Origin of the sequence: uncultured Campylobacter sp. (assembly GCF_947255105.1) — a bacterium.
Lineage (GTDB): Bacteria > Campylobacterota > Campylobacteria > Campylobacterales > Campylobacteraceae > Campylobacter_B.
Genome location: NZ_CAMYFP010000005.1, coordinates 1 through 23,821 on the forward strand (window position 1 = coordinate 1; position 23,821 = coordinate 23,821).

General features: G+C 36.2%; 20 protein-coding genes. 5 read left to right on the forward strand and 15 right to left on the reverse strand.

Annotated elements, in window-relative coordinates; translation table 11 throughout:
- Positions 1–402, forward strand: a 402-nt coding sequence (locus Q0X52_RS03930; RefSeq protein WP_297575160.1) for a DUF805 domain-containing protein, incomplete at its 5' end; no start/stop codon positions are given.
- A gap of 97 nt (positions 403–499) precedes the next feature.
- On the opposite strand, the gene Q0X52_RS03935 is transcribed toward Q0X52_RS03930, so the two are convergent.
- The 9 genes from Q0X52_RS03935 to ureG all read right to left on the reverse strand — a co-directional run bounded on the left by Q0X52_RS03935 (position 500) and on the right by ureG (position 7,846).
- Positions 500–2,179, reverse strand: coding sequence for an ammonia-forming cytochrome c nitrite reductase subunit c552 (locus tag Q0X52_RS03935; RefSeq protein ID WP_101636383.1), 1,680 nt, complete (start codon positions 2,177–2,179; stop codon positions 500–502).
- 18 nt (positions 2,180–2,197) lie between these two features.
- Positions 2,198–2,698, reverse strand: coding sequence for a cytochrome c nitrite reductase small subunit (gene nrfH / locus Q0X52_RS03940; protein WP_018712491.1), 501 nt, complete (start codon positions 2,696–2,698; stop codon positions 2,198–2,200).
- A 343-nt stretch (positions 2,699–3,041) separates the two neighbouring features.
- The gene (locus Q0X52_RS03945; RefSeq protein ID WP_297575175.1) at positions 3,042–3,725 is read right to left on the reverse strand and encodes an urease accessory protein UreF; all 684 of its coding nucleotides are present in this window, start codon (positions 3,723–3,725) and stop codon (positions 3,042–3,044) included.
- A 1-nt stretch (position 3,726) separates the two neighbouring features.
- The gene (locus tag Q0X52_RS03950; protein ID WP_297575178.1) at positions 3,727–4,170 is read right to left on the reverse strand and encodes an urease accessory protein UreE; all 444 of its coding nucleotides are present in this window, start codon (positions 4,168–4,170) and stop codon (positions 3,727–3,729) included.
- A 12-nt stretch (positions 4,171–4,182) separates the two neighbouring features.
- Complete coding sequence (gene ureC, locus Q0X52_RS03955) at positions 4,183–5,895, reverse strand: urease subunit alpha (protein ID WP_297575181.1); 1,713 nt, start codon at positions 5,893–5,895, stop codon at positions 4,183–4,185.
- Positions 5,896–5,904: 9 nt separating this feature from the next.
- Positions 5,905–6,210 (reverse strand): urease subunit beta, encoded by a 306-nt coding sequence (ureB, locus tag Q0X52_RS03960; RefSeq protein WP_297575184.1) that lies wholly within the window; start codon positions 6,208–6,210, stop codon positions 5,905–5,907.
- A 9-nt stretch (positions 6,211–6,219) separates the two neighbouring features.
- On the reverse strand, positions 6,220–6,522 hold the full coding sequence (locus Q0X52_RS03965; RefSeq protein WP_297575187.1) for an urease subunit gamma: 303 nt from the start codon (positions 6,520–6,522) through the stop codon (positions 6,220–6,222).
- Positions 6,519–7,238: an urease accessory protein UreD gene (locus Q0X52_RS03970; RefSeq protein ID WP_297575190.1), complete on the reverse strand. Its 720-nt coding sequence runs from the start codon at positions 7,236–7,238 to the stop codon at positions 6,519–6,521. Before Q0X52_RS03970 ends, Q0X52_RS03965 begins: the two co-directional genes overlap by 4 nt.
- Entirely contained in the window at positions 7,238–7,846 is a 609-nt protein-coding gene (gene ureG, locus Q0X52_RS03975) for an urease accessory protein UreG (RefSeq protein ID WP_297575192.1), read from the reverse strand. The genes Q0X52_RS03970 and ureG overlap by 1 nt, the downstream gene beginning before the upstream one ends.
- A gap of 367 nt (positions 7,847–8,213) precedes the next feature.
- On the opposite strand from ureG, the gene Q0X52_RS03980 reads away from it, so the two are divergent.
- From Q0X52_RS03980 to Q0X52_RS03990, 3 genes are read left to right on the forward strand one after another with little or no spacing between them, the layout of a single operon-like run.
- Entirely contained in the window at positions 8,214–9,296 is a 1,083-nt protein-coding gene (locus Q0X52_RS03980; RefSeq protein ID WP_297575195.1) for an ABC transporter substrate-binding protein, read from the forward strand.
- Positions 9,296–10,303 carry an iron ABC transporter permease gene (locus tag Q0X52_RS03985; protein ID WP_297575197.1) on the forward strand — a complete coding sequence of 336 codons (1,008 nt, stop codon included), beginning with the start codon at positions 9,296–9,298 and terminating at the stop codon, positions 10,301–10,303. The genes Q0X52_RS03980 and Q0X52_RS03985 overlap by 1 nt, the downstream gene beginning before the upstream one ends.
- Positions 10,300–11,025 (forward strand): ABC transporter ATP-binding protein, encoded by a 726-nt coding sequence (locus Q0X52_RS03990; RefSeq protein ID WP_297575200.1) that lies wholly within the window; start codon positions 10,300–10,302, stop codon positions 11,023–11,025. The genes Q0X52_RS03985 and Q0X52_RS03990 overlap by 4 nt, the downstream gene beginning before the upstream one ends.
- A 1,207-nt stretch (positions 11,026–12,232) precedes the next feature.
- On the opposite strand, the gene Q0X52_RS03995 is transcribed toward Q0X52_RS03990, so the two are convergent.
- From Q0X52_RS03995 to Q0X52_RS04020, 6 genes are all read right to left on the reverse strand, one after another.
- On the reverse strand, positions 12,233–19,510 hold the full coding sequence (locus Q0X52_RS03995) for a hypothetical protein (protein WP_297575202.1): 7,278 nt from the start codon (positions 19,508–19,510) through the stop codon (positions 12,233–12,235).
- Positions 19,511–19,588: 78 nt separating this feature from the next.
- Positions 19,589–20,119 (reverse strand): ribosome-associated translation inhibitor RaiA, encoded by a 531-nt coding sequence (gene raiA, locus Q0X52_RS04000; RefSeq protein WP_297575205.1) that lies wholly within the window; start codon positions 20,117–20,119, stop codon positions 19,589–19,591.
- Positions 20,120–20,129: 10 nt separating this feature from the next.
- A complete protein-coding gene (locus tag Q0X52_RS04005) occupies positions 20,130–20,576 on the reverse strand; it encodes a hypothetical protein (protein ID WP_297575208.1) in 447 nt (148 codons plus the stop codon).
- On the reverse strand, positions 20,573–21,478 hold the full coding sequence (locus Q0X52_RS04010; protein ID WP_297575215.1) for a type II secretion system protein: 906 nt from the start codon (positions 21,476–21,478) through the stop codon (positions 20,573–20,575). The genes Q0X52_RS04005 and Q0X52_RS04010 overlap by 4 nt, the downstream gene beginning before the upstream one ends.
- Positions 21,479–21,501: 23 nt before the next feature.
- Entirely contained in the window at positions 21,502–22,245 is a 744-nt protein-coding gene (locus Q0X52_RS04015; RefSeq protein WP_297575218.1) for a type II secretion system protein, read from the reverse strand.
- Between the two features lie 95 nt (positions 22,246–22,340).
- Positions 22,341–23,066: a pyrroline-5-carboxylate reductase gene (locus Q0X52_RS04020; RefSeq protein WP_297575221.1), complete on the reverse strand. Its 726-nt coding sequence runs from the start codon at positions 23,064–23,066 to the stop codon at positions 22,341–22,343.
- A gap of 107 nt (positions 23,067–23,173) precedes the next feature.
- Between Q0X52_RS04020 and Q0X52_RS04025 the strand changes: the two genes are divergently transcribed.
- Positions 23,174–23,818 carry an outer membrane protein assembly factor BamD gene (locus tag Q0X52_RS04025; RefSeq protein ID WP_297575223.1) on the forward strand — a complete coding sequence of 215 codons (645 nt, stop codon included), beginning with the start codon at positions 23,174–23,176 and terminating at the stop codon, positions 23,816–23,818.
- Positions 23,819–23,821: the final 3 nt, after the last annotated feature.

The window sequence follows — 23,821 nt, forward strand, 5'->3', positions numbered from 1 at the left end:
TTTAGTGGCAGAGCTAGAAGAAAAGAGTATGGTTGGTTTTGCGTTTTTAGCTTTATCGTTGGCTTGATACTAGGCATAATTGATGTTTTAGTTTTTGGTGATGCAGATGGGATGTTTAGTTCAATTTATGGTTTGGTTGTGTTTATACCATCGCTTGCGCTACTTGTAAGAAGAGTTCATGATTTTGGCAAAAGTGGGTGGTTTGTGCTAGTTATAATATTTGCCCCAACAATAGCACTTATAGTTAGTCTTCTTTTTATTCAAACATCAAAAGAATTAGGTATGTTATTTTTAGTAGTAGGACTTGCTTTGTTTTTTTATTTTATTTTTTTACCTATATTTAAAAAAGGTGATGAGGGAGAGAATGCTTATGGAAGTGATCCAAAAGCACTAAATTTGTAAATTTTTATTGAAATTTAGGCGCTATTAAAATTCACAAATCCACAAAGCCGGACTTTATGCCCGTGACAATGTGGATTTGAGATTTAAGAGTTTAATTTTAATTAAAATCTAAATTTTTAACTCTCTCATCAAGTTCTTTAAGTTTTTGTGATGGTGGAGTTGCAACTAAACCTTTATGACTTGTGATTTGTTCTGGCTCTGGCACCTCATCTGCTGTTTGAGTTAGCTCTATATTTACTCCAAATTTGGCTAGTTCATTTGATAGTTCTATTTGACCTTTTCTAGCAAATTCTTGGCATTGTCCGATGATCCTTGCAGCTTCTTGTGGTGCGTGGAAACCATAGCTGTTTTCACTAAATGCAAAGTCCCATCTCATATGAGCACGTCTTTGATTCCATAAAGTTTTTTCCAAGGCTTTTGAAATTTCAGCTTTTTGTGTGTCACCATCTAAATTTGCAAACTCAGGAAGTTTTGCAAGCTCGCCTCTTGCTACTTCAATATCTTGGATTAGAGAAAGTAGTGCATTTTCACATTTTCTAAGCTCATAAGAGTGGCGATTTTGTATAAAATTTATACGCTCTACTAACTTATCTTCGCTTTGCATATGGCAAGTCTTACAACTTCCTGTAATGTCAGCAAATGGACTTTGTACAGTATGACTTGAAACCTTTTGAGCGCCCTCTCTTTTATATGGCATGTGACAATCAGCACAACTTACACCACTTCTTGCGTGAATTCCAGCTGAGCTAAGTTCAGCTTCTGAATGTTGCATTTTAATGATTGGTGCATCTGTAGTTTTATGCTTATAGTCAAATTTAAACTTACCATTTTCAAACATCTCATCATAATACTCATCAAACATCTCTATTTTAAATGGTTTATCTTTTTCCCATTTAGCCCATGGGAAAGTTAAAGTTGAATCTTTTCCTTGGAAATAATACTCCACATGACACTGCATACAAACATAACTTCTCATCTCTTGGCGACTAGCTTTTAGTCCACTTTTTGCATCTGCCTCATAACCTCTATCAACCATAGCATTGACAAATGCAGGTCTTGTTACTCTTAAACTCATATCATCAGGACTATGGCAATCAGCACAGCTACTTCCTAAATGTGAGCCTTTATATGGATCTTCGCCATGTTTATCAGCTACTTTTTTCATAACATCAAAATAAGGAATTGAGTTCATCTTTGTCCATGCGGCTTTTTCTTTTTTGCCTTCTTCGCCTTTTACATCAAAAAATGGCATATCTTTACTAGCTGATTCAACAGGATCTTTAGTTAAGTTATAATCCCCATCTTTCATAATAGCAGTTAAATGCCCAGTATGGCAATTTACACAGACTCCTGACTGACCTTTAAATTTAGGAAGTCCGTGAGAGTTTAAATACTCTTTATCATTCCTTTTTGTTTCAATCTGGTCAATTTGTGTATAAAAATGAAGCCTTGGGCGGTTATAGTCAACTGCAAAAGCATATCCATCCCAAAATTTAGTAGCCGCAGGATAGCGAATTAGTTTACTATATGGAACCGAACCTGCGTATGGTGTCTCGTAAGCAATATTCTCCATAGCGGCAAAACTTTCATATTGTGATGGGAAATTTTTACCCCACTCTTTTACATCAGGGTCCAAATCACTTACCTTATGAAGCATCATCGGATAGCTTTTTTCCTCCTCAAATTTAGAACCGATATCTACAAATAGTGCAAACATAGCTGCACCCAAAACAACGGCAACAAAAAAAGCCACCGTATATAAAGTCCATTTTTTCATTATTTCTCCTTGTTGATTTTAAAAGTTATGTGCGTGTCCGACTTGTCTATGACACGATACGCAAGATAGTGGCTCGCTTCCTGGAGCACCTTTTTTCATAGTTGCATCTATTGAGTGTGCAGCGTATTCGCTGTGACAGGCGATGCAGTTATTTTGGATTATGTTTTTACCTTTATCTGTGGCTTGAAAAGACACTGGATTTTGCTTAAAAGTAACAGCATATCCATGATGAAGACCATTTTCAGCCTTGAATAACCACTTAGATACAAAGCCTTCGGGAACATGGCAATCACTACAGGTTGCAACATGTTGGTGCCCGCCTTTCATCCAGCTTTCATAGACTTGATTCATAACATGACAGTTTTTACAGGCTTCGGAATCATGTCCAAAATATGAAAAACCTTTTGCATAGACAAATGTAAAAAGCCCATGTCCGATAACCAAACCAAAGCTTATCACAAGAACCAAAGTAGCAAAAGCAGATGGAGAGCGCTTAATTTTATCAATTAGTTTTTTCAAAAAGCCTCCTTTGTTGAAATTTAACTAGGCTCTAATTATACTGCAATGAGAGAGAATTTAAATTATTTTCAATAATTAATTAACCACTTTAAGATTTAAATTTAATAAACAGTCCTGTTTTGAGCTATTGCTTGCAAATAGGCTCTTTAAATACATTTTAAACAAAAAATCTTGATAAGAAAAAAATTGCTATCTGATGATATAAAGAGAGCCAAGGCCTTTTATTTTGGGCTTTTAGGCGGTTTTGTGACTGAATTTATAAATTTGATAGATATAAAAAGTCATTTAATTTTAATAAAATGATAGCTAAGAGTTTGATTTTGTGCTTAAATTTATGTCAAATTTAACTCATAAAAAGTCTGAAATTTAGCTTTTCGTGGGCAAACATCGCCATATCTAGCTCATTGTGCGTTGCAAAGATATTTGAGCTATCATTTAGACTAAAATAGCCCTTTTGGATAAGCTCTTTTGCAATGCTTTTTGATTTGCTAGCCACCTTTTTGACTAAGTCCTGTCTTGAAAAGATAAGCTCATTGGACTTTTTATATGCCAAAGGAACAGCTCTTGTGGCATTTATCGTCAATGTTTTGATAGTTGCGTAGGCATAGTTTTCAAGACTTTGAGTTTTGCTTAAAAGTGCAAAAGCAACGGCAGGGTTGGCAAACTTGTCATCTTTTTCTATCACTTTAACATACCACTTCACATAGTCATCATGCATAAACTCGGTGTTGTTTAGCGTTGATTTGGTCATTGCAATGAGTGCTTGGAGATTTTCATAAGATGAGATTGAAGCATTTGCCGCTCTTGCCAACTTTAAAAGTGTGAGTTTTTGATCTTTGAGCGCGTAAGCTATGCAATAGATGGTGCCATCGCTCATAGCAAAGATATTTAACATATAGTTTTCAAGCCACTTTTCATAGGTTGAAATATCTCTAATCTCGCCCCAAGAGATGTAACTCTCAAAGCCAAAACTTTGAGAGTATCCGCCATTTGGAAATGCACTATCAAAGAGGAATTGATTTATCATATTAGTGTCTGTGAGTTGCGTGTTTTAGCGGTGTTGCAAGAACTAAGTTTTGCCTTGAGTAGGGAATTTTGTTCTCATCAAGCCACTTTGCTATGAGATAGTCATACTCAACTATCATAGCTCCTTGCTTAAAAACAGCCGGTGCGTGTCTATTGCCGATGGAGTGGGCAGCAAATCCCATCTGCAACATCTCTTTAGGTTTTATAACCAAAACATCTTGCGCCAAACACTCCAAAACATAGAGAAATTTATCATCTTCGCCTAAAATATCGCCATCTTTTAGCACCACTTCATCGTTTAAATTTATGCCAATATCAACGCCATTATCGCTAGTTAGCCTAACTACTCGCTTTAGTCTATCATCAGCACCAATCTTTACCTTAACAATCTCTTTTGTTTTGGTATCAAAGTTGGCTATATTGCCTAAAATCTCTTTTACTATCATCTAAACTTCTCTTTAAAATAGATAGTATCTTTGAGCCATCGGCACCTCATCAACCGGCTCACTATAAATCAACTTGCCATCAATAGTGACTTTGTAAGTTTGAGGATCTACCTCTATGTTTGGTGTGGCGTTGTTTAGCTTCATATCTGCCTTTTTAGCAGTTGCGGCTCCTCTTGTTGGTAAAACTTGCTTTTGAATGCCATATTTCTCAGCTACATTTAACTCTATTGCCAACTTTGACATAAATGTAAAGCAAGATTTATACAGAGCTTTGCCATATGCTGCATACATTTTTCTATGGATTACAGGCTCAGGTGTAGGTATTGAGGCGTTGCTATCGCCCATCTCTGACATGACACAAAAACCAGCTTTTAAAACCATCTTTGGTTTCGTTCCAAAAGATTTTGGATCCCAAAGCACCAAGTCGGCAATCTTTCCAACCTCAACACTACCTATGTAGTCGGCAACTCCTACTGCAATTGCTGGGTTGATGGTGTATTTGGCGATGTATCTTTTGATTCTGTTGTTGTCTGAATACTCGCTATCGCCCTCTAGCGTGCCTAACTGCATCTTCATTTTATGAGCTACCTGCCAAGTTCTTGAAATTACTTCGCCTATCCTACCCATTGCCTGTGAGTCGCTACTTGTGATAGAGATGACACCCATATCATGAAGTACATCTTCAGCACCAATTGTCTCTTTTCTTATCCTGCTATCGGCAAATGCAACATCCTCCTTGATATCTTTACTCAAATGGTGACAAACCATAAGCATATCAAGATGCTCTTCAATTGTATTTACTGTAAATGGAAGAGTTGGGTTGGTTGAAGCTGGAAGGACATTTGGAAGACCTGCCATTTTGATGATATCGGGAGCATGTCCGCCACCTGCGCCCTCTGTGTGAAATGTGTGTATGGTTCTACCATTTATCGCCGCTATCGTATCTGCTACAAAACCAAACTCATTTAAGGTATCTGTGTGAAGTCCAACAGAGACATCGCCTATCTGTGAGGCTTGTAGTGAGTATTCTAGTGTGCTTTTGGTAGCACCCCAATCCTCATGCACCTTAAGCCCTGCAGCGCCTGCCTTTAGCTGTTCCAAATTTACCTCCAAATTTGAGCCACTTCCCTTACCGTAAAGTCCAATATTTATAGGAAGATCATCTGTTGCTTGTAGCATTCTTTCGATATTAAAAGCTCCTGGTGTGCAAGTTGTGGCTTTTGAGCCATCATTTGGTCCAACTCCACCACCAAAAAGAGTAGTTAGTCCATTGGTTAGCGCCTCATCTACCTGCTCTGGGTTTATAAAGTGTATGTGAGTATCTATTCCGCCCGCTGTTACTATAAGCCCCTCGCCCGCTAAAGCGTCGGTGCTAACTCCAACTATAAAATCTACATCATCTGAGATATCTGGATTGCCACCTTTGCCAATGGCATAAATTTTGCCATCTTTTATACCAATATCTGCCTTATAAATACCTGTGTAGTCGATGATAAGGGCATTTGTAATAATCAAATCAACAACATCTTTACTCTCTCTTAAAAGTCTTGAGTTTTGTCCCATGCCATCTCTTAAGGTCTTTCCACCGCCAAATTTACACTCTTCACCATATTTTGTAAAGTCTTTCTCTACTCTTGCAAAGAGATTGGTATCTGCAAGCCTTATGCTATCGCCCGTTGTTGGTCCAAAGTGAGATGCATAATCTTTTCTTTTCATTTTAAACATATCTACTCCTTATAGCTTTCCGTCTATTAGGTTGTTTAGACCATAAACTTCTCTTGTCCCAGCCAAATCTATAAGTCTTACAGTCATAGTAACACCTGGCTCAAAACGAACTGCCGTTCCTGCTATGATATCAAGCCTTTTGCCTCTGGACTTTTCTCTATCAAATTTCAAAGCTCTATTTGTCTCATAAAAATGGTAGTGAGAACCAACTTGTATCGGTCTATCGCCGCTATTTGTGACCTCTAACTCTATCGCTTTGCTGCCCTCATTGCAGACGATATCGCCTTTGGCATATATAATTTCACCAAGTTTCATCATCTCTCCTTAGTTTATCGGGTTGTGTATGGTAACTAGTTTTGTACCATCTTTGAAAGTTGCCTCTATCTGCACTTCAGTCACCATATCAGCAACTCCCTCCATAACCTCATCTTTACTTACGATTCTTCTTCCCTCATCCATAAGCTCACTAACGCTTCGCCCATCTCTTGCGCCCTCCAAAACAAAGTCACTTATGATGGCTATCACTTCAGGACAATTGAGCTTCACACCTCTATCTCGCCTCTTTCTTGCAACAACAGCTGCATAGCTTAGCATTAGCTTCTCTTCCTCTTTTCGCGTAAGTTTCATCTACTCTCCTTTATAAATTTCATTTTAATTTCATCAATATAGCTCATTGCAATGTCATTGTTATTGCTAGCTACTCTTATCATCGTCAAGTTATCAATCCTACTTGAAAATGCCTTTAAATTTCGCTCATTTACCTCTGGTATCTCAAACTCGTTGCATATGATTATGATGGCATAAAAGTAGTCATAATCAAAAAATCCATTCAAATTTAAACGCTCTTTATACCAAAAAAGATCATTTAGTTTAAGCCTGTAATTTTCATATATCCTAAGGCTCATTCTAGCCCTACATTTGGCATTTGCATAGCCTATAAAGCCACCATCTAAGTAAAAAAGACGAGCTCCCTTTTTATAAAAAATAGCCACTTTGCTATCTAAATTTGACTCTTCATAAAAAATATTTGCATGATTATAAAACAGAAGTCTTGATCTTTCATCAAGCAAAACAACTGTCTTTAGGCGCGAACTACCTTTGTAAATCTTCTGGTTGGATTGTGAGCTAAGAGTTGCGTCGCTGTTTATGATGTTAAACTTTTGTAAATAGTCATCGCCATCAACCAAGCCACCACCCAAAGTGCTAAGATAGGCAAAAAATCTATTGTCATCTTTGGCTAGCTTACTACCATACTCAACTGGCAGATCAATAAGCCGCAAAGAGCCTCTTTGATAGTGCTCTTTTAGGCTACCATTTTTGATAGTTGTCCTTAAAATGCTCATTATAGGTCTTTAAACATGCAATTTTTTTCTATCCATTTTATAACTTCATCAAGTCCGATATCTTTTTTAAGATTGGTAAAATAAAACTCTTTATCCTTTCTAAATACCTTTGTATCCCTCTCCATTATGCTAAGATCGGCTCCAACATAGGGTGCAAGGTCTATTTTGTTGATGATGAAAAGATCAGACTTTATCATACCAGCGCCCGCTTTTCTAGGGATCTTCTCGCCTTGTGCGACATCTATCACATAGATACTAAAATCCACCAAATCAGGACTAAAAGTAGCAGCTAAATTATCGCCACCGCTCTCCAAAAAGATAATATCAAGCTCAAATTTACTCTTTAAGTTTTGCAAGGCATTTTCATTCATCGAAGCATCTTCTCTAATGGCAGTATGCGGACAACCGCCCGTTTCAACACCAATAATCCTCTCAGCTGGCAAAACGCTATTTTTAGCCAAAAACATTGCATCTTCTTTGGTATAGATGTCATTTGTAACAACGCCTATCTCATACTCCTTGCTCATCTTTCTAACAACTCTTTCAATAAGCAAGGTCTTGCCAGCTCCAACTGGACCACCAACTCCTATAATGATTGGTTTTTTCATACTATATTTACCTCTAAAATGATTTGTAGTTATCTTATTTTGCTGTTAGTTAAATTGCACTAAAGTATAGCAAAAAATGCGCCTAAAAAAAAGTTGTTTTTTATAGTTTTTTGGCTAAATTTATTAAGTATTTAAACTAATTTTATTTTTTAATATCTTTCTAAACTTACTAAGCTCTTTAAATGGCAAAATATATCTTAAGTTTGAATTTATATCTAACTATCAATAGTAAATTTATCAGAAATTTAAAGTTGAAATTTAACTTAACAAACAATAATTTAAACTTTCAAATTTGATTATTTAATAATACTCTTATACTAGAAATACTACTATATAGAAATTTACATTTTATTGCTAAGGAGAAAAGATGTTTCGCAAGCTGTTTTTAGCACTTTTGTTTTCATGTAGCTTTGTTTTTGCTACTCAAGTTACAGATATTTTGGATAGAAAGGTCGAAGTTAAGCAGAACTCAAGAGTGGTTTTGACATTTTATTTTGAAGAGTATTTTACCGCAGCAGGAGATGACTCGATAGATAAGATTGTTGGTTGGTCTAGGAAGTATTGGGAGGGCAGAAGACAGGCAACTTGGGAGGCATTTTTGCATAAATTTCCACAGATAGATAAAATTCCAGATGTTGGTTATGGACCAAAAAACACCATCTCTTTTGAAAAGATCATCGCACTCAAGCCAGATGTTGTGATTTTTGCACAAAATGACTATGAAAAGGTAAAAAACTATATCTCAAATTTGGAAAGAGCAAATATTGCGGCTATTTTTATAGATTTTCACATTCAAAATATGCAAAGACATATGCGAAGTATGGAAATCTTGGGTGAAGTTTTTGGAACAGAGGCAAAGGTTGCAAAGATAAATGAGTTTTACAAATCCAAATTTGAGCTTGTAGAAGAGAGATTAAAGAGCGTTAAAGAGCTAAAACGTCCAAAGGTCTATCTTGAGTTTAGCGAAAAAGATGGCCCAAATACATTTGGCCCAACATGGGATGACAAAATGTGGGGCGGTTTTGTAACTATTGCTGGTGGCGAAAATATAGCAAAAGGTCTTATCAAAGGCACTACAGCAACAATCAATCCAGAGTTTATAGTGGCTAAAAATCCTGATGTTATCATCTTTGCGGGCAACTATTTTTTAAATAGTTTTAAAAACATTCCACTAGGTTATGGCATTAGCGAAGAGCAGGCTAAGAAAAATCTTGGTGCATATACCAAAAGAAATGGCTGGAATACAATAAATGCTGTTAAAAATCGCCGCATAGGCGCTGTTTATCATGACTTAAGTAGGCATATATTTGATTTTGCAGGACTTTTATACTTTGCCAAAAAAATTCATCCTGAGCTATTTGAGGATATCGATCCAAATTTAGAGCTAAAAGAGTTTTTTGATAAGTTTTACCCTGTAGAGTTTAGCGGAACATGGATGGTTGATTATTGATGGCTGATTTTTATAAAAAACTTATCCTAAAAAGAGTTATTTTTATTCTCATTGGCTTGGTGCTAATGGGAACTCTTTTTGTTTTTGATGTCATTACTGGACCTGCGAAGCTAAGTTTCATTGAGGTCTTTAAAAATATCATCGGCATTGAGTATGATGAAAGTATAAATTTCATCGTCTTTGAGATGAGAATTCCCTATGCGCTTATGGCTTTGGTTGCTGGGGCTAGTCTTGGACTAAGTGGTGCTGTTATGCAGACTGCATTGCAAAATCCACTTGCTAGTCCATATACTCTAGGAATTGGCTCAGCGGCGGCTTTTGGTGCGGCCGTTGGAATTGTTTTTCTTGATGGAAGTTTTTGGGGCATTTGGATATTTGCCTTTATCTTCTCTGCAGCTAGCCTATTTTTTATCTACTATCTTTCTAAAAGGGTCTTTTTAGGCTCTTCAACAATTGTTTTGATAGGAATAATTTTGGTTTTTATCTACCAAAGTCTTCAAGCCTTTGTTGTCTATCTCGCCAATGAGATAGAGGTTTCAAATATCGTTTTTTGGACCTTTGGCTCACTATCGCGCGCCTCCTATCTAAACGTTTCAATACTTTTTGCTACGTTGCTAGTCATCTTGATACTGCTTCTAGCCAAATCCTGGAGCCTCAACGCCCTACTTCTTGGCGATGAAAAGGCAAAAAGTCTTGGCATAAATACAGAAAAACTCAAAATCGAGGTGCTAATATGCGTCTCTTTGCTTACTACAATTTGTGTTTGTTTTGTAGGAACTATAGGATTTATAGGTCTTGTAAGTCCGCATATAGCAAGACTTCTAATAGGCGGCGAGCAGAGATTTTATCTAGTTTTTTCTACTGTTATTGGTGCGTTTTTGCTATCGTTTTCATCGGTTTTGAGTAAAAACATCATAAGCGGCATAATTTTTCCAATAGGTATCATCACCTCTTTTATAGGGGCGGTCTTTTTTTTGGTAATTATACTTAGAAAAGGATTGAGATGAAGGTTGAAAATCTCTATTTTTCTTATGGCCATAGAGACATCTTAAAAGATATCAATTTCAATGTAGAAGATGGCGAGATAGTCACTGTTCTTGGCGTAAATGGCGTTGGTAAAAGCACACTTATGAAGTGCTTGGCAGGAGTTTTGAGACCAACAAAAGGGATGATAGATACTAACAACATCTCTATCAACAAAATTGGCTATCTTAGTCAAAATATCATGCCAAATGACGCTTTGAGTGTTTTTGAGTTTGTGCTTTTGGGACGAGTTGGCGAGCTAAGACTTAGAGTTAGCGATGAGGACTTAGACAAAGTTTGGGCAGCGCTTAAACATGTTGGGATAGTGGATTTTGCAAAACTCTACTTTAATGAGCTTTCAGGCGGACAGCAGCGACTTGTTTTGGTTGCGCAACTTCTAGCAAGAGAGCCAAAGATCATGTTTTTGGACGAGCCAACTGCAAACTTAGATCTAAAACATCAAAAAAATATTTTGGAACTTTTTTATAAATACTCCAAAGCCAACAACATCAAAACTGTTATCAACATTCACGACATCAACCACGCCATCAAATATGGAGATAAGATCCTTGTCTTAAAAGATGGTAAGGTTAGGTTTTTTGATGATAAGTCAAAGCTAGATATTGAGATATTAGAAGAGATATTTGATGTTGATTTTGAGATATTTATCAATAAAAACAGAGAAAAAATTATAGTAAATTACTAAATTAAGAGGTGCAAGAGCGCCTCTTCTTTCTTGTGATGCTTTTATATTTTCATTTTAGATTTGCCAAGATTTAAAAAAGTTGTTACTTTTAAATTTGACAATAATGGCTTTTATAAATGCAGCTTCCTAGTAGGCTCTACTAAAATAGCAGGAAGATAATATAGTTAAAATGTATGTTGCAAAGAGCTAGAAAGAATTAGCCAATACTTTAGGAGTGTATATAACTGCCGTTCAAAAGTGAGTGGCAAATGCCAATAACTTACCATTGCCAACGAAAAAAATCTTAATTTATTGGTTAAAAACTATCGTCTAAAAAATAAGATTAAAAAAATAGATTTGATTAAAGAGCTTAAAAATACAAAAGAATAAAATGTGAAAAAATATTACACTCCTTTGTTATGTAAATATTTCGTAAAAAATAGATATTTTATATAAAAAGCCTTGATATTTAAATAAATATGTCTATATGCTCTCAACAATACAGAAAAATCTGTAAAGTTCTTTAAATCAAGAGTGTTTAAGTTTTTTAGTGTAAAATTCCGAAAATAAGTGAATTAATAAAAAACATAGGCTTAGGTTTATTTGTTAATGGAAATTTCGCTCTTTTAAATGGCGTTTTTACAATACAAAGCTTCACAATTACAGCCTTTAGTGTTGGAATTATGGCGATTTTATTTACATTGATAAAAGGAGTAAAAGATGAATGAAACAGCTATGACAATCACAGCAATAATAACTGTTTTATTGTTTGCTTATGTATGTTATAAAGCATACAAAGAAAACAACACACAAGGAAAATCACAACACTAAAATTTTAAACTCTCTTGGTTGATTTCAACTAGGAGAGTAATTACAATCCTGCACGGTGCAAATTCAATTCTATTCTAAAATTATTGTTGCAAGTTTATTGTACTAATACTTTTAAAAGATATTAGTATATATTTCTTAAAATCATTTTATCTTTTGTTATGAGAAAGGTGCCTTTTGGTTTAAATTTCAATATGGAAAATATGAGCTTTTTTATAAGTTTTAGATGTTATGAGCTGGCAGTTTTAAAGCTCTTTTTATAGTGTTTGAAATTTAAAAAATGAATTTGTAAAAATAAAATTTAAAAACTTGGAGCTTAAATTTGAGAGTTAAATTTGAGAGTTAAATTTGAGAGTTAAATTTGAGAGTTGTAGGAGCCATTTAAGGCTCCTACATTTTATTACCAGATAGTTCCTCTGTTCATTCTAGGGCTATTGTCATGTAGAGTTTTGTTATCATCACCTACTATCCAGTTGCCTACGCCTTGTTTATCCTTGACTGTTCCGCCAAAGCCGCCCCATCCGCCTTTGGTATTGTCAAAGACTATGATAAACTCATTTCTATCTTCAAAACCATCGCCAAGTAGATAGCTCTTAGTTATGACTTTGATGTGGTCTTCATATGGCACTTTTGCCTTGTCATTTTTAAAGACACCAAACTCAGCTGCAGCTGGAGTTAGTCTTCTTGGGTTGTTAAGGCTAACACTTACATCACTCTTTGTAGGTCTATACTCTGATACAAAGTAGGTAGACATATCTATATTGCCCATATAGTTTTGAGATGAGTTTTTATAATATCCCGGTCTTGTTGTTATGGCAATTGAAGCACTATTTTTGAGCAACAACTCACCGTCTAAGTTCTTGCAGTTACCATTTGATATGCCAGCTTCTCTATCGTTGCAATATATATAACTATCTATTCCAACTGTTGCTTGAGAGTTACTTGCATAATACTTTGGTTGGTGTGCATTGGCATAGCCATAGTAAAAATAGGTTGAGCTAGATGAGTTTAAATCTAGCGGTTGAAATTTATCCTTGCTAGAGGCTGTTTTTTCAACAACAAAATCACCTGCATCAATCCTTGTTGGGTTTGATGGCTCTATAATATTCTTTTTGAAGTTAAATAGGAATTTATGTCCATTTCCACTTGCAAAGATACCTTCATCATAACCAAAGCCTTTGAGTATGAGATCTATCTTACCATTTGCCACAGCGCCACTTTGCTCTACAAGAGGCGTTGCGTTGGCATCAGCTGCAAATGAGCTGTAGGCAATGTTGCTAACTAGACCTTGAGTACCACCACGCTCATATGGGTTATAACATCTACTATCAAGGATATTATGTGAGCAGATATTCTCTTTGTTGCTAGCAGTTACCTTGCCAGTGACGGAACTACATCTATCTCCTTTTTTATCTTTGCCAGTTGCACAATCATAGCCAAAAGCAAGTGTCAATGGAGTATCTTTTGCATAGCAACCATTAGAAAAGAGCGTTGCGATGATCTTATCGCCAGATTTGTGATCGCTACTTATAACGATACTCTTTAGGTCGATATAGCCGCCCATTCTTCTTTCTTGTGTATCTCTTGCCTTTGTAAGATCGTTGTAAAGGTTGTAGTTCATACCAACTGCACCTTTAAAGGCTCTTAATGGAGCTAATGACATATCTGCAGCTAAATGGTCTTTTAGACCATCAACTCCCGCTTCTATGCGGTCATAGCTGTAGTATGGTGTGAGTGGATATTTAGACAATCCAGCCACATCACTCATCCAAGGCTCTCTATAGTCGTGATATCTATAAACTGCTGTATCGCAACCTACTTTGCCCAAGCTATCAGCAACAAAACTTGAGCTATCTTCTATACAACCGCCATTTGACTTATCGATGTTGGTCCAAGCTTGGTCTAAAAGATTGATATCTACATAACCGATGTTGTAGTAGGTAAAGGCGCCATCTGTATGGTTGTTGCCATCAAAATCCTCTACATTTACAACTGCGTAGCGGTTGTTGTCTTGTAGATATTTATTCATATTCTCTTTGGCAATTTTAAGGTTTGTTTCTTTATAAGATCTAACAAAGGCTTGATAGTCACCATCTTTAACTAACTCATCATCTCTTGGAGTATAGATAAATTTATGATTTTTGTAACCAAAGTCGCTCTTGATAGCCATACTAGAGGCTTTCCATAGTGTTTCTATGGTGGAGCCTACTGTTGGTTTGGTGCTGTTATACTCAACTTTTCCATCTACTAGATAGATACCTTTATTTGGGTTGCAACTGTTTGGATAGATAGGAGTTATAGCTCCACTTGGCACGCCTGTATAGCCCATAGCAAAAATGTTGGTTTTGTCTGGACCATTTGAGACATTGATATCACCTGTATAAAGTGATGGTGAAAATGTTAGTTTTATGGTCTTACCTGATGGATAGGTAGCATTTTTCTCTATGCCATCTTGACCGCCGCGCTTTACAACATCAACGTTATGAACTCTAAAAAACGCAGGTCTTACAGAGAAGACATCAGATGCTGGGCAGATGTTGATAACGCCTTGTTTATTGACCTTGTTGTCATTAATCCTACTTAAGTTTTTATCTATCTCATAGTCCTCTTCGTAGCTATCCATACATTTTGCATAGCACTCTAGCTTCTCTTTTTCTAATTTATCTTTTTGATTAGTATTTTGCTTTAAAGAACTTTCAAAATTCTTTTCACATTCTGCCTGGCAAGCTACCTTCTTGGATGATCCTGTAGGAATATAAGAGAGAACAAAGCTAAGACTTTGATCTGCCAAAAGAAGATTGAGATCTTTTAGAGGCACTCCATCTGGAGTTGTAACTAGCTTCTCATCTACTGGCAACTCATAACTCTTATAAAGAGTATTTTTATGTTTATCTTTATTTAGAGTGTGTGAGTCTAGTTTAGCTGTTCCATCGTCATTTACTCCAACTACCTTTTTGACTGATTTTGTACTAAAATCATTATAGATAAATGGGATTTTATGGTCATCGGTTAGGTTTTGGCAACCTATTTTGTTTAGAACTTCGTTTTTAACCAAAGAGAGCTCCATAGAGCCAATTCTTGTATAATTTCCCTCCAAAGTCTTGTTTATGTCTTGGAAGTCTGAGCTATCTTCTATGGTTTTGTTACCATCAAAATGAAATTTACCGATATGGCTATAGACAAATTTAGCATTGTGCTCTTTTCCTGCTACTTGAGTATAGAGAGTGTTATCCTCTATGACCTTGCCTTGGCTGTCTAGGTTTGTTAGACTTGGTGCTTTGTAGTTTTGATTGACTATCTTAAACTGATCAAGTGAGATAACTTTTATCTTTCTTTTTTCTTTGATATCTTTACAATCAGGTATAGGCATATCATAGTTAAAGCTTATTGTAGAGCCATCATCAGCATTCATTGAAAAGTTTGAGTAGATCCTTGGCTCGGTATATCCTACTCTTGCCTTGGTCTTCATCTCAAATGCAATCAACTCTCCTGGTCTTAAAGTTCCGCCTGAAACTTTCTTTGTGCCATTTATCTCTTGCATTTTACCTGCGCCATGACCTACATAGAGATTGATACGATTTTCTCTACTCTTTGGATCTCCAACTCTTGTTTTGAGGCTAAATTGTTTATTGGTGCCATCACCATAGACAGAGTCAGCCGTACCTCTTATGAGTTGGCCATTCATATATGCCATATCAATATTGCCATAGATATCTTTTTTCATATCCTTATAGACACCTGGATGGCTGTCTATAAGAAATTTGAGTCCTAACTTGTCAGCATTTGCATTTGTAAAATACTTAGGTCGTGTTTTTGTAACAACGTTGTCTAGTCTAATGGTATTGTCAATGTAATCATTTAAATTTATACCTATCACAAGACCCTCAGCATCATCGGTTTTTGAGCCGTTTTTATCATCATTTTCTATGATGATGAGGTGTGTTAGAGTCTCTCCATCGGCTGCTACAAAGTCATTTTTAAGACCTGCTTCATTGTAGGTATTGACTCTTTTACAAATGTTTGGAATGTAGAGTTCAGTTGAAAATGCAACATAGCTAAGGAATGATCTCTCAGGTCTAAAGCCACCATTGGTAGTTGATGGGTTGGTATTATCAACGCCAACTCGTAGTGTAGCTTGCGTCTGTCTCTTGCCAAGTAAATTTGATATCTTAAATGTATCGATATCGGTTCCAACTGTAGCCAATTTATCACTACTATTTGCCAAACTAGTAACTTTAAAATCGCCCGGCTTCATCACTGTAATAGTTCCATTTAGTTGATTTTGAACTGGGTTTAGAGCGTTGTGTAGCTGAGCAAAATTTCCATGATTTGTATTGGTTTTGTTGTAGTCTGGATTTTTTATATTTACTTTACCAAAGTTAGGGTTTCTTACCTCTCTTCCAAAATAAGGATTTGGCTTTAGTCTGCCATTAGCGTCTTTTATAAGCTCTCTTGTATCTTTTATATATTCTCTTTCATCTCTTATATACTCTCTCATATCCTTATCGCGACCATCTTTTATAGAGATACCGCCTTTTGGACTATAGGTAGCACCTGTTCCACCGATACTAAATATACTTACCTTAGCACCATAATCATCGCTCTTTGGAGTAAAAAAGCCGTCAAAGGTAAACTCAGCACTATCGCTTGAGCCAGTAACATCTCCTACAACCATAGTGGCCAATCCATCTTTAAGTGTGAGTTTTCTTGGTTTGTAGTAGTTAAACATACCACTATCTTCTCCAAGTTCATTTTTTGCAGGCGCATAAATGCCACCTTGGCTAGCTTTATCTATAGCATCTTTTTTATCATAGACTACAAGAAGTGACCATGCGCCAAAGTTACCCATCCTTGAGCCTTCATGATAGGCTATTTCACCTGTGTAGCTTCCGTCTGGATTTTGAGTAGCATCTTTACCAGTACCTACACCATAACCACCTCTTAGTCTAAATGAGCCATTTATCCATCTGTTACCTTTGTGGATATTTCTAACAGAGCCTTTAGAAGAGATGATATCTCCTGCTGTAAATTTGATAGAGACTGGTAGATTTTTGCTTGCATTTTTCTCATCTATCTTAAATTTGGCTTGATTGACAGCCACTGCCTCTCTTACTTGCTCCAAAACATCGGTATTGGCTGAATAGACAAAGAAATATCCTCTCTCCCTTTCAAACCAGATGTAGTTTTTAGCAAAACCAACTATACTATTTCTTGGATCTGATATAGTCAAAGAGTCATCAGATGAGAGAACAAACTTAATGTCTTTATCCTTTGCCTCATACTCTTTTACCTCTTTTAGTCCATCGGCTGTAAATTTGATGCTTCTATAGCCTTTTAGTGCATCTTTAATGTTTTGACTACTATTTGCTTCATCATTTGGATTGGCTTGAGCTTGGTTATCTAGCCAGACCATTGGAAGAAAGTTTGCTGTAGTGTCACCATTTGTTGTGCCATTTTTACCATCTCCGATTCTACAATAGTTTGGAGTTTTTACCCTGCCGATATTTGTAAGGTTATAGTTACCGCATGGATAGTTCTGTCTTATATTCATATACTCTTTACCCAAAGGATTGGTTTGGTTTTTTGTCTCTGAGCTAAAGCCATCTTGGATAACACCAGTCCAATAAAGTCTCGCAAAGACGATATCTTCAGGTTTTAGATCAGGTGGGAGATAGAGATCGTTGCTTGAACTATTTATTGTAAATGCAGCCAAATTTGAGTCTTTTCTAAAATCAGTAATTACATTATCAACGTGCGCTTCCAAAGATTCACCAAATACATTTGTATCAAGTGCATCTACCTTTAAAATGGTATTACCAGTAAGTGTGTAGTCTCCATTGACATACTCTCTTATCTTGTTATAGTTTCTTGGAAACTTAAAGTCAGAGCATTTATAGCCCTTCATATAGGCTCTTATTCTTTGTGGAACTACGTTTGTTGCTACGTTTGTTACAGTAGTATCCAAAAGGTCAAATGAGGTGTTGGTTCTTTCGCAAGGGACGTTTGTTTGAAACTGAGTTGTTTTATAGGTATCTATAAAGTTATCTCTATTTTCTCTTAGTCTCTTTTGCTTAACGACAAAAGCACCACCAACAGCATCTCCTGCAAGCTTTACACAACCATTGCAAGCTTTTCTTAGGTCTTTTGGAGCATTTTGTGAAACCTCTGCTTGTCTATCTATCCAACTATAAAGATATAAAAATCTATTTGCCTCTTCTGTATTTTTTATCTCATTTATAAAGTTAGGGCTCTTTGCCTTTTTCTTTTCGAGGCTAAACTCTCTATCTTTGTTAGCATAGTATCTACCATAGTTATAGAGATGTTTATTCATAGCAAAGCCATACTCTGAGTTATAAATAGGAACTGTTTTGTGATGTAGTGGAAATGGATAGCGATGATATCCATATACTTCCCATTTTGTAGGGTCGTTAAAGTTATTTTTTACGCACTCATCATATGCCTTTTTATCAGCTCTTTTTTCTTCACAACTCCATGCTATATCTGCAGTTTTTTTATCTTTAAATTTGACGCAGTGATAGCCAAGCCAAGCATTTGTCATAGACATGCAGTTAAAGGCCTCTGCATTTATCTTAAGTTCATTTAATTTTCCACCATAAATACCTTTTTGGAAAATAGTTCCATCATTTTTTGGTGGTCTTGCCATAATCTTTGGTGCTTCGATGAGTGGCTCTAGGATCTGGTCTTGATCGTCACCTACATCTATATTTTCTGCTTCTTCTTGCTCTTTTCTTTTGATAAACTCTTTTCTTAGTTTGTTGTATTCATCATAGTATGGATCTTCCACATAAGGAAGAGTAACACCTACTGTTGTACAATCACCATTACCAATCAAGTCTTTTATAGTACATATCTTACCATCACCTCTCATAAGTCTTTCAGAGACAAAACAACCTTTGCACACTTCGTTTAGTTTGTCTTGGCTCCAAACAGATGGATTCATTTTATAGTTATCAATAGGATCTAGAAGAGTTTTTTTGTTTAAACCTTTTCCAAAAGTTGATTCGTACGCATATAAATAAGCTCCTCTCAATCTATCATTACCATCATAAAATTTATTTCTTGGGAAGAAGCAAGCTTTAACCTCTGGCTTTTTGACACCTATAATAGTTACTCCGTCATTGGCAAATATATATTTTTGATTTTCTGGTATATACTCCACAATACTAAGGCAGTTTGGAAGATCTGGATAAGCTTTACCGATGGATTGAAAATCCTGATAGTGATTAGATACTCTAGTAGAGTCTAACTTTCCAGCCATATGATCTCTAACAGGAACACAATCTCTACCGCATAACTCATCCATAACACTCTGTTCTACTCGTGTAGCCATTCCAACAGCATTAGCACCCCAAAAACCAGCGCCTAATGCTCTATTGGTTGTATGATACTGATGAATTTTTCCACCACCAACATCTACATAGCACCATTTTATAGGCTTTCTTGAGTCATATAGAGTTCCTTTATCAGACTTTTGTAAATCTCCTGGTATATCCCTATCAAGATTTGCTATCATACAACGTCCCTTTTTAGTGGCGTCGATAGCTGCCTTGGACTTGCCGATATTTTTCGAATCGATATCTTCTGGCTTTATCTCAGCTTGCAGTACTACAAAGCCAAAAGCCAACAAAAAAGTTATAAAAAGTGATCTGAATTTCATCATATACCTCCGTATAGAACCTTATTTACAAAACTCTTACTCATAAAAGCTTTGTAAATCCGGCTTAAAAGCCGAATCCTAAAATAGACCAAATTTCCCATCTTTTCTCTTATAGAGTATGCGAAGTTTGGCGTCTAGGTCATTAAATACCAAAAATTGATCATCGCTTTGTTTCAAGACCTTGAGTGCCTCATCTACCTCCATTGGCTTGTATGTTTCAAGCTCCACTGGCACTATCTCATCGACATCATACTCTTTGATATCGTGCAACTCATCCAAAATCTCCTCTTTGTGGTCATCTTTGTTTTTGTGAGTTGTCTGTTTGTCATGATGACGGCGAAGCACTTTGGAGGCTCTATCGTTGATACTATCAATGGCAGCATAGAGATCTTTGTCTTTTTGAGTTATAACTATGGTCTCTTTCTTAGCTAAATTTAGCGCAAGATCTACTATAAAGCCCTTTTTGCCTCTTCTTTCGTCAGCGCTTATAACGCACCTTGCAGAGATGACATCTAAGTTATATTTAGTTAGCCCCTCAAAAGCGTTGTAGATGTAGTTTTTAATAGGTTCTGTTAGCTCAAACTGCTTACCGGTTATTGTTAAATTCATCTTCTCTCCTTTATGGTTTTTGGACTGTTCTCAAGCCATAGACTACAGGCGCATCTTTTAAGACACTTTTTACCTTGACATCAACTAAAGCCAAGTTTTGCAAAGCGGTATTGGTTAGGTCAGTTTGTGAGATGACTGTGCAACCAGGTTTGCCAACATAGCCCCTGTTATAGTAAAAAAGCCTTACATTTATATCAAATATCTTCTTATCTTTATCGCTAGATGGGTAGCTTATATTGATATCTTTTAGGCAACTACTACTAAAATCATGCAACTGCATAGCCATACGTGCATAGTTGGCAGCACTTACAGCAAGTAACTCAGCCTGTTCTTTTACAAAGTTATCTGTAGTTTTTGTGACATTTTTCTTCGCAAAATTCATAGTAAAAACACCAATTGTAGCGATGACTACCATAAAAATCATCGCCATAATCATAGCAAAACCTCTTTTTTTCATAGTAAAACCTTATTTTTGCAAACTACAAAATCTTTAGGAAAGCACTTCTTGCCCTTTGGACAAAATCTCATACAAAGCTTAAAATCGATTCCTTTAGCATGTCCTCTAAATCTAAAAAGCTCAATATTTCTTGCTAAGATAGTCTTTTTAAATTTAACTCTGCTAGCTGGTTTATAAAGTCTTATATTGCTATCAACCCATGGTCTGTAGTCATAGTAAAGAACTAGGTTTTTTACCTCTACGCCATCTGGCATTGTTACACTCTCTTCTGCCAAAGCATAGGCACTATCAACCAAATAGTATCTATAGGTATAAGAGCCATTGTAGTCGCTATAGAGTTTATCAGCACTGCTTAAGCTTAGATTGGCACGAGCTATCTTTGTTGCTACATCTCTATCAAAACCATAGCCAAGACCGCTATAATCACAAAGACCTATGAAGATAATACCCAAGTCTGAAACAGTGCCATTAGTTTTTGACTTGATAGTTTCGGCTGCTCTTACTAAGTCACTTCCTGGAGTGATAAAATAACTGCCTGACCTCTCTGTGATATATCCTGACCAGCCTGTAGCCCGTCCACCTTCTAAGTGTAGGTTTTTGCTAATGCTACTTTGCCCTATCCACTCCATAATACTGTGATTTGTATCGACGTTTGCCAATATTTCAAAATTTTCATCATCTATGTGCTTTCTACCTATGACGGTGTTTGGCACTCTATCACCAAGCCTTTTAGCAACTTGATCTATAGCCACGGTAGTTCTAGTCTCAAGGTCTTCAACCGCTCTTGATATGGCGTAGCTTTTATAGATGTTAAAGAGTATATTTGTAGCAAGAAGAGCCAAAATTCCACCCGCAACAATAACAACTATTAGCTCTATCATTGTAAATGCTCTTTTATTCATAACTCACTCCTTAACCTACAAAACTAATGAAGCGTCACTATCTCTGGCGAATCGCCATAGTTAAATGAAAACAGACTCATAACTATATCTTTGGCGATATGATCTCTATCGCTTACTTTTATATTGACTCTTTTTATATTTGTTGGACTTGGAAAACTAGTGTTAGTGTCGTTTGTAAAATCAATAGAAATAGAGGTTGCACTTTTATATCCTCCAGTGGCCTTATCGTTTATAAAATCAACACTAGAGTTGATATCCACATCTGTTACAAAATCAAAATTATCCTCACTTCTATAGACACGATAAGTAGTTCCATCAAAGTCATCTATGTCGTTTTTTTCTGATACACCCCAACTAACGTTTGTAAAATCAGCTTTTTTAGTAGCACTGTAAGTAATATCTGGTCTTAAACTCTCATATCTAGTGACAAAATCATTTCTTATGATGCCTGGACGAGAGGCGTCGCCTCCCTCGCCTTGCGGAGCTATCTTGTAAATCGGCAAAAGCATGTTATTGGTCCTAGCGCACTCCCCAACTGTTCTATTTTCCTCTGGATTATCTTGGCAATTTAAGTAGTAGGCTGCACTATCCCATGGATATCTCATAAATATAAGCGCTTGGGATTTGGCATGATAGATAAGCTCTTGTTTTAGTGCATAGATATTTGAACTTTGGGATTGTAAAATAATCCTAGGCACCGCCATAAGTGCTAAAGATAGAACAATGATGGCTAAAACAAGCTCAAGTAGTGTAAAAGCTCTCTTCATAAAATAGATCCTAAAAATATTTAAATTTCAAATAAGCCTTAATGCCAACTAAAATCTAATCATATTACCATAAAGTATGTGTAAATTTGCTGAAACTAATCTGAACTTGCACCAATAGCCTTTATAATGGCCCATCTAACGCCCTCCTCTTCCAAAGCTGCAATGCCTTTTATAGTGGTGCCTGCTGGCGAAGAGATTATCTCTTTTAAAAGAGCTGGGTGAGTGTGCGATAGAAGTGCTGATGTACTTTTGAAAAGTGCTGTTATGATGGCCTTGGCGCTGTTTTTATCCAAGCCCTCTTTGATGGCTCCATCTTGCAAAGACTCAGCAACCAAAGCCAAAAAAGCTGGTGCACAACCGCTTAAAACTCCCGCTATATTTAGCTCTTTATCGCTTTTTAACTCATAAATTTCACCAATTTTAGAGATGATTTCTACTGCTGTTTTTGCACCTTTGCTAGCTATGTATGGCGTTATGGAGCTGTTGTATGCGGCTGCAATGTTTGGTAGGCAACAGAGCTTTTCTTTGGCATTTAATGGCTCTAAATCTTTTAAATATTTTCTTGCCAAAACACTTATGCAACTTCTAGCTTCTCCCTTTAAGAGAGGCAAAACCTCATCTAGCACATAAGGTTTAAAAGCCAAGATGATATCCTTGCCATCTATATTGTAGCTTTTGCCATACTCTTCTACTTTTGCGCCAATACTTTCAAAGTTTTTTGCCTTTTTGCTATCTCTTGCAACTATGGTTAAATCATAATGTTTTATTAAGCCCTTTGCCAAAGCTAGCGCCATTTGACCGCTTCCTAAAATATAAATCATCTACTCTCCTTTTGATACATTTTACTACAAATTAGTTTTTATTGGTTAGAATAATGGACTATTTATCAAAAGATAGTAAAATCACCATTTAACAAAAAAGGGAGAGTATGTTAAATTTATACAAAAAAGCGGCACTAACTCTATCTTGTGCGCTACTTTTCGTGGCTTGTTCTACAAAAGAGAAGCTCTACAATCTATCGCCACAGCAGTGGTATGAGATGATTTTAAAAGAGCTTGACAAAAGAGAGTTTGACAAAGCCAAACAATACTACATCTCATTTAGTAGCGAACATATAAACTCACCGCTCTTAGAGTCGATACTGCTAACTTTAAGCAGTGTTTGCGAAAAAGAGGGTGACTATGAAGAGGCAAATGCCTATTTGGATCAATATATGGTAAGATTTGGAACATATGAGAAGATAGAGTATGCAAGGTATTTAAAGATCAGAGTAAATTACAACTCATTTGTTAGACCAAACCGCAATCAAGGACTTATGAAAGAGAGCATTGCTACCATTGAGAGCTTTTTAAATGACTATCCAAATAGCATCTACAAACCTCAAATTCAAACTATGCTTGTGAAATTTAGACTAGCATTGCTCTATCTAAATAGAGATATTTTATCACTTTATGAAAGAACCGGTAGAAATGAGTCGGCTAAAATTTATCGCCAACTTATAGAGCAAGATGAGTTAAACAAAGTCGATATGATACCGCCAAAACTCCCTTTTTATAGAAAGATTTTTGAATAAGGA

Bases quoted from the DNA above. Each gene is read 5' to 3' on its own strand.
- Q0X52_RS03980 (WP_297575195.1), top strand. From the start codon at position 8,214: ATGTTTCGCAAGCTGTTTTTAGCACTTTTGTTTTCATGTAGCTTTGTT.
- Q0X52_RS03950 (WP_297575178.1), bottom strand. From the start codon at position 4,170: ATGATAGTAAAAGAGATTTTAGGCAATATAGCCAACTTTGATACCAAA.
- Q0X52_RS04010 (WP_297575215.1), bottom strand. From the start codon at position 21,478: ATGAATAAAAGAGCATTTACAATGATAGAGCTAATAGTTGTTATTGTT.
- Q0X52_RS04005 (WP_297575208.1), bottom strand. From the start codon at position 20,576: ATGAAAAAAAGAGGTTTTGCTATGATTATGGCGATGATTTTTATGGTA.
- Q0X52_RS03965 (WP_297575187.1), bottom strand. From the start codon at position 6,522: ATGAAACTTACGCGAAAAGAGGAAGAGAAGCTAATGCTAAGCTATGCA.
- Q0X52_RS03945 (WP_297575175.1), bottom strand. From the start codon at position 3,725: ATGATAAATCAATTCCTCTTTGATAGTGCATTTCCAAATGGCGGATAC.
- Q0X52_RS04025 (WP_297575223.1), top strand. From the start codon at position 23,174: ATGTTAAATTTATACAAAAAAGCGGCACTAACTCTATCTTGTGCGCTA.
- Q0X52_RS03935 (WP_101636383.1), bottom strand. From the start codon at position 2,179: ATGAAAAAATGGACTTTATATACGGTGGCTTTTTTTGTTGCCGTTGTT.
- Q0X52_RS03985 (WP_297575197.1), top strand. From the start codon at position 9,296: ATGGCTGATTTTTATAAAAAACTTATCCTAAAAAGAGTTATTTTTATT.
- ureC (WP_297575181.1), bottom strand. From the start codon at position 5,895: ATGTTTAAAATGAAAAGAAAAGATTATGCATCTCACTTTGGACCAACA.
- ureB (WP_297575184.1), bottom strand. From the start codon at position 6,210: ATGAAACTTGGTGAAATTATATATGCCAAAGGCGATATCGTCTGCAAT.
- Q0X52_RS04020 (WP_297575221.1), bottom strand. From the start codon at position 23,066: ATGATTTATATTTTAGGAAGCGGTCAAATGGCGCTAGCTTTGGCAAAG.
- Q0X52_RS03995 (WP_297575202.1), bottom strand. From the start codon at position 19,510: ATGAAATTCAGATCACTTTTTATAACTTTTTTGTTGGCTTTTGGCTTT.
- raiA (WP_297575205.1), bottom strand. From the start codon at position 20,119: ATGAATTTAACAATAACCGGTAAGCAGTTTGAGCTAACAGAACCTATT.
- Q0X52_RS03970 (WP_297575190.1), bottom strand. From the start codon at position 7,238: ATGAGCATTTTAAGGACAACTATCAAAAATGGTAGCCTAAAAGAGCAC.
- Q0X52_RS03990 (WP_297575200.1), top strand. From the start codon at position 10,300: ATGAAGGTTGAAAATCTCTATTTTTCTTATGGCCATAGAGACATCTTA.
- ureG (WP_297575192.1), bottom strand. From the start codon at position 7,846: ATGAAAAAACCAATCATTATAGGAGTTGGTGGTCCAGTTGGAGCTGGC.
- Q0X52_RS04015 (WP_297575218.1), bottom strand. From the start codon at position 22,245: ATGAAGAGAGCTTTTACACTACTTGAGCTTGTTTTAGCCATCATTGTT.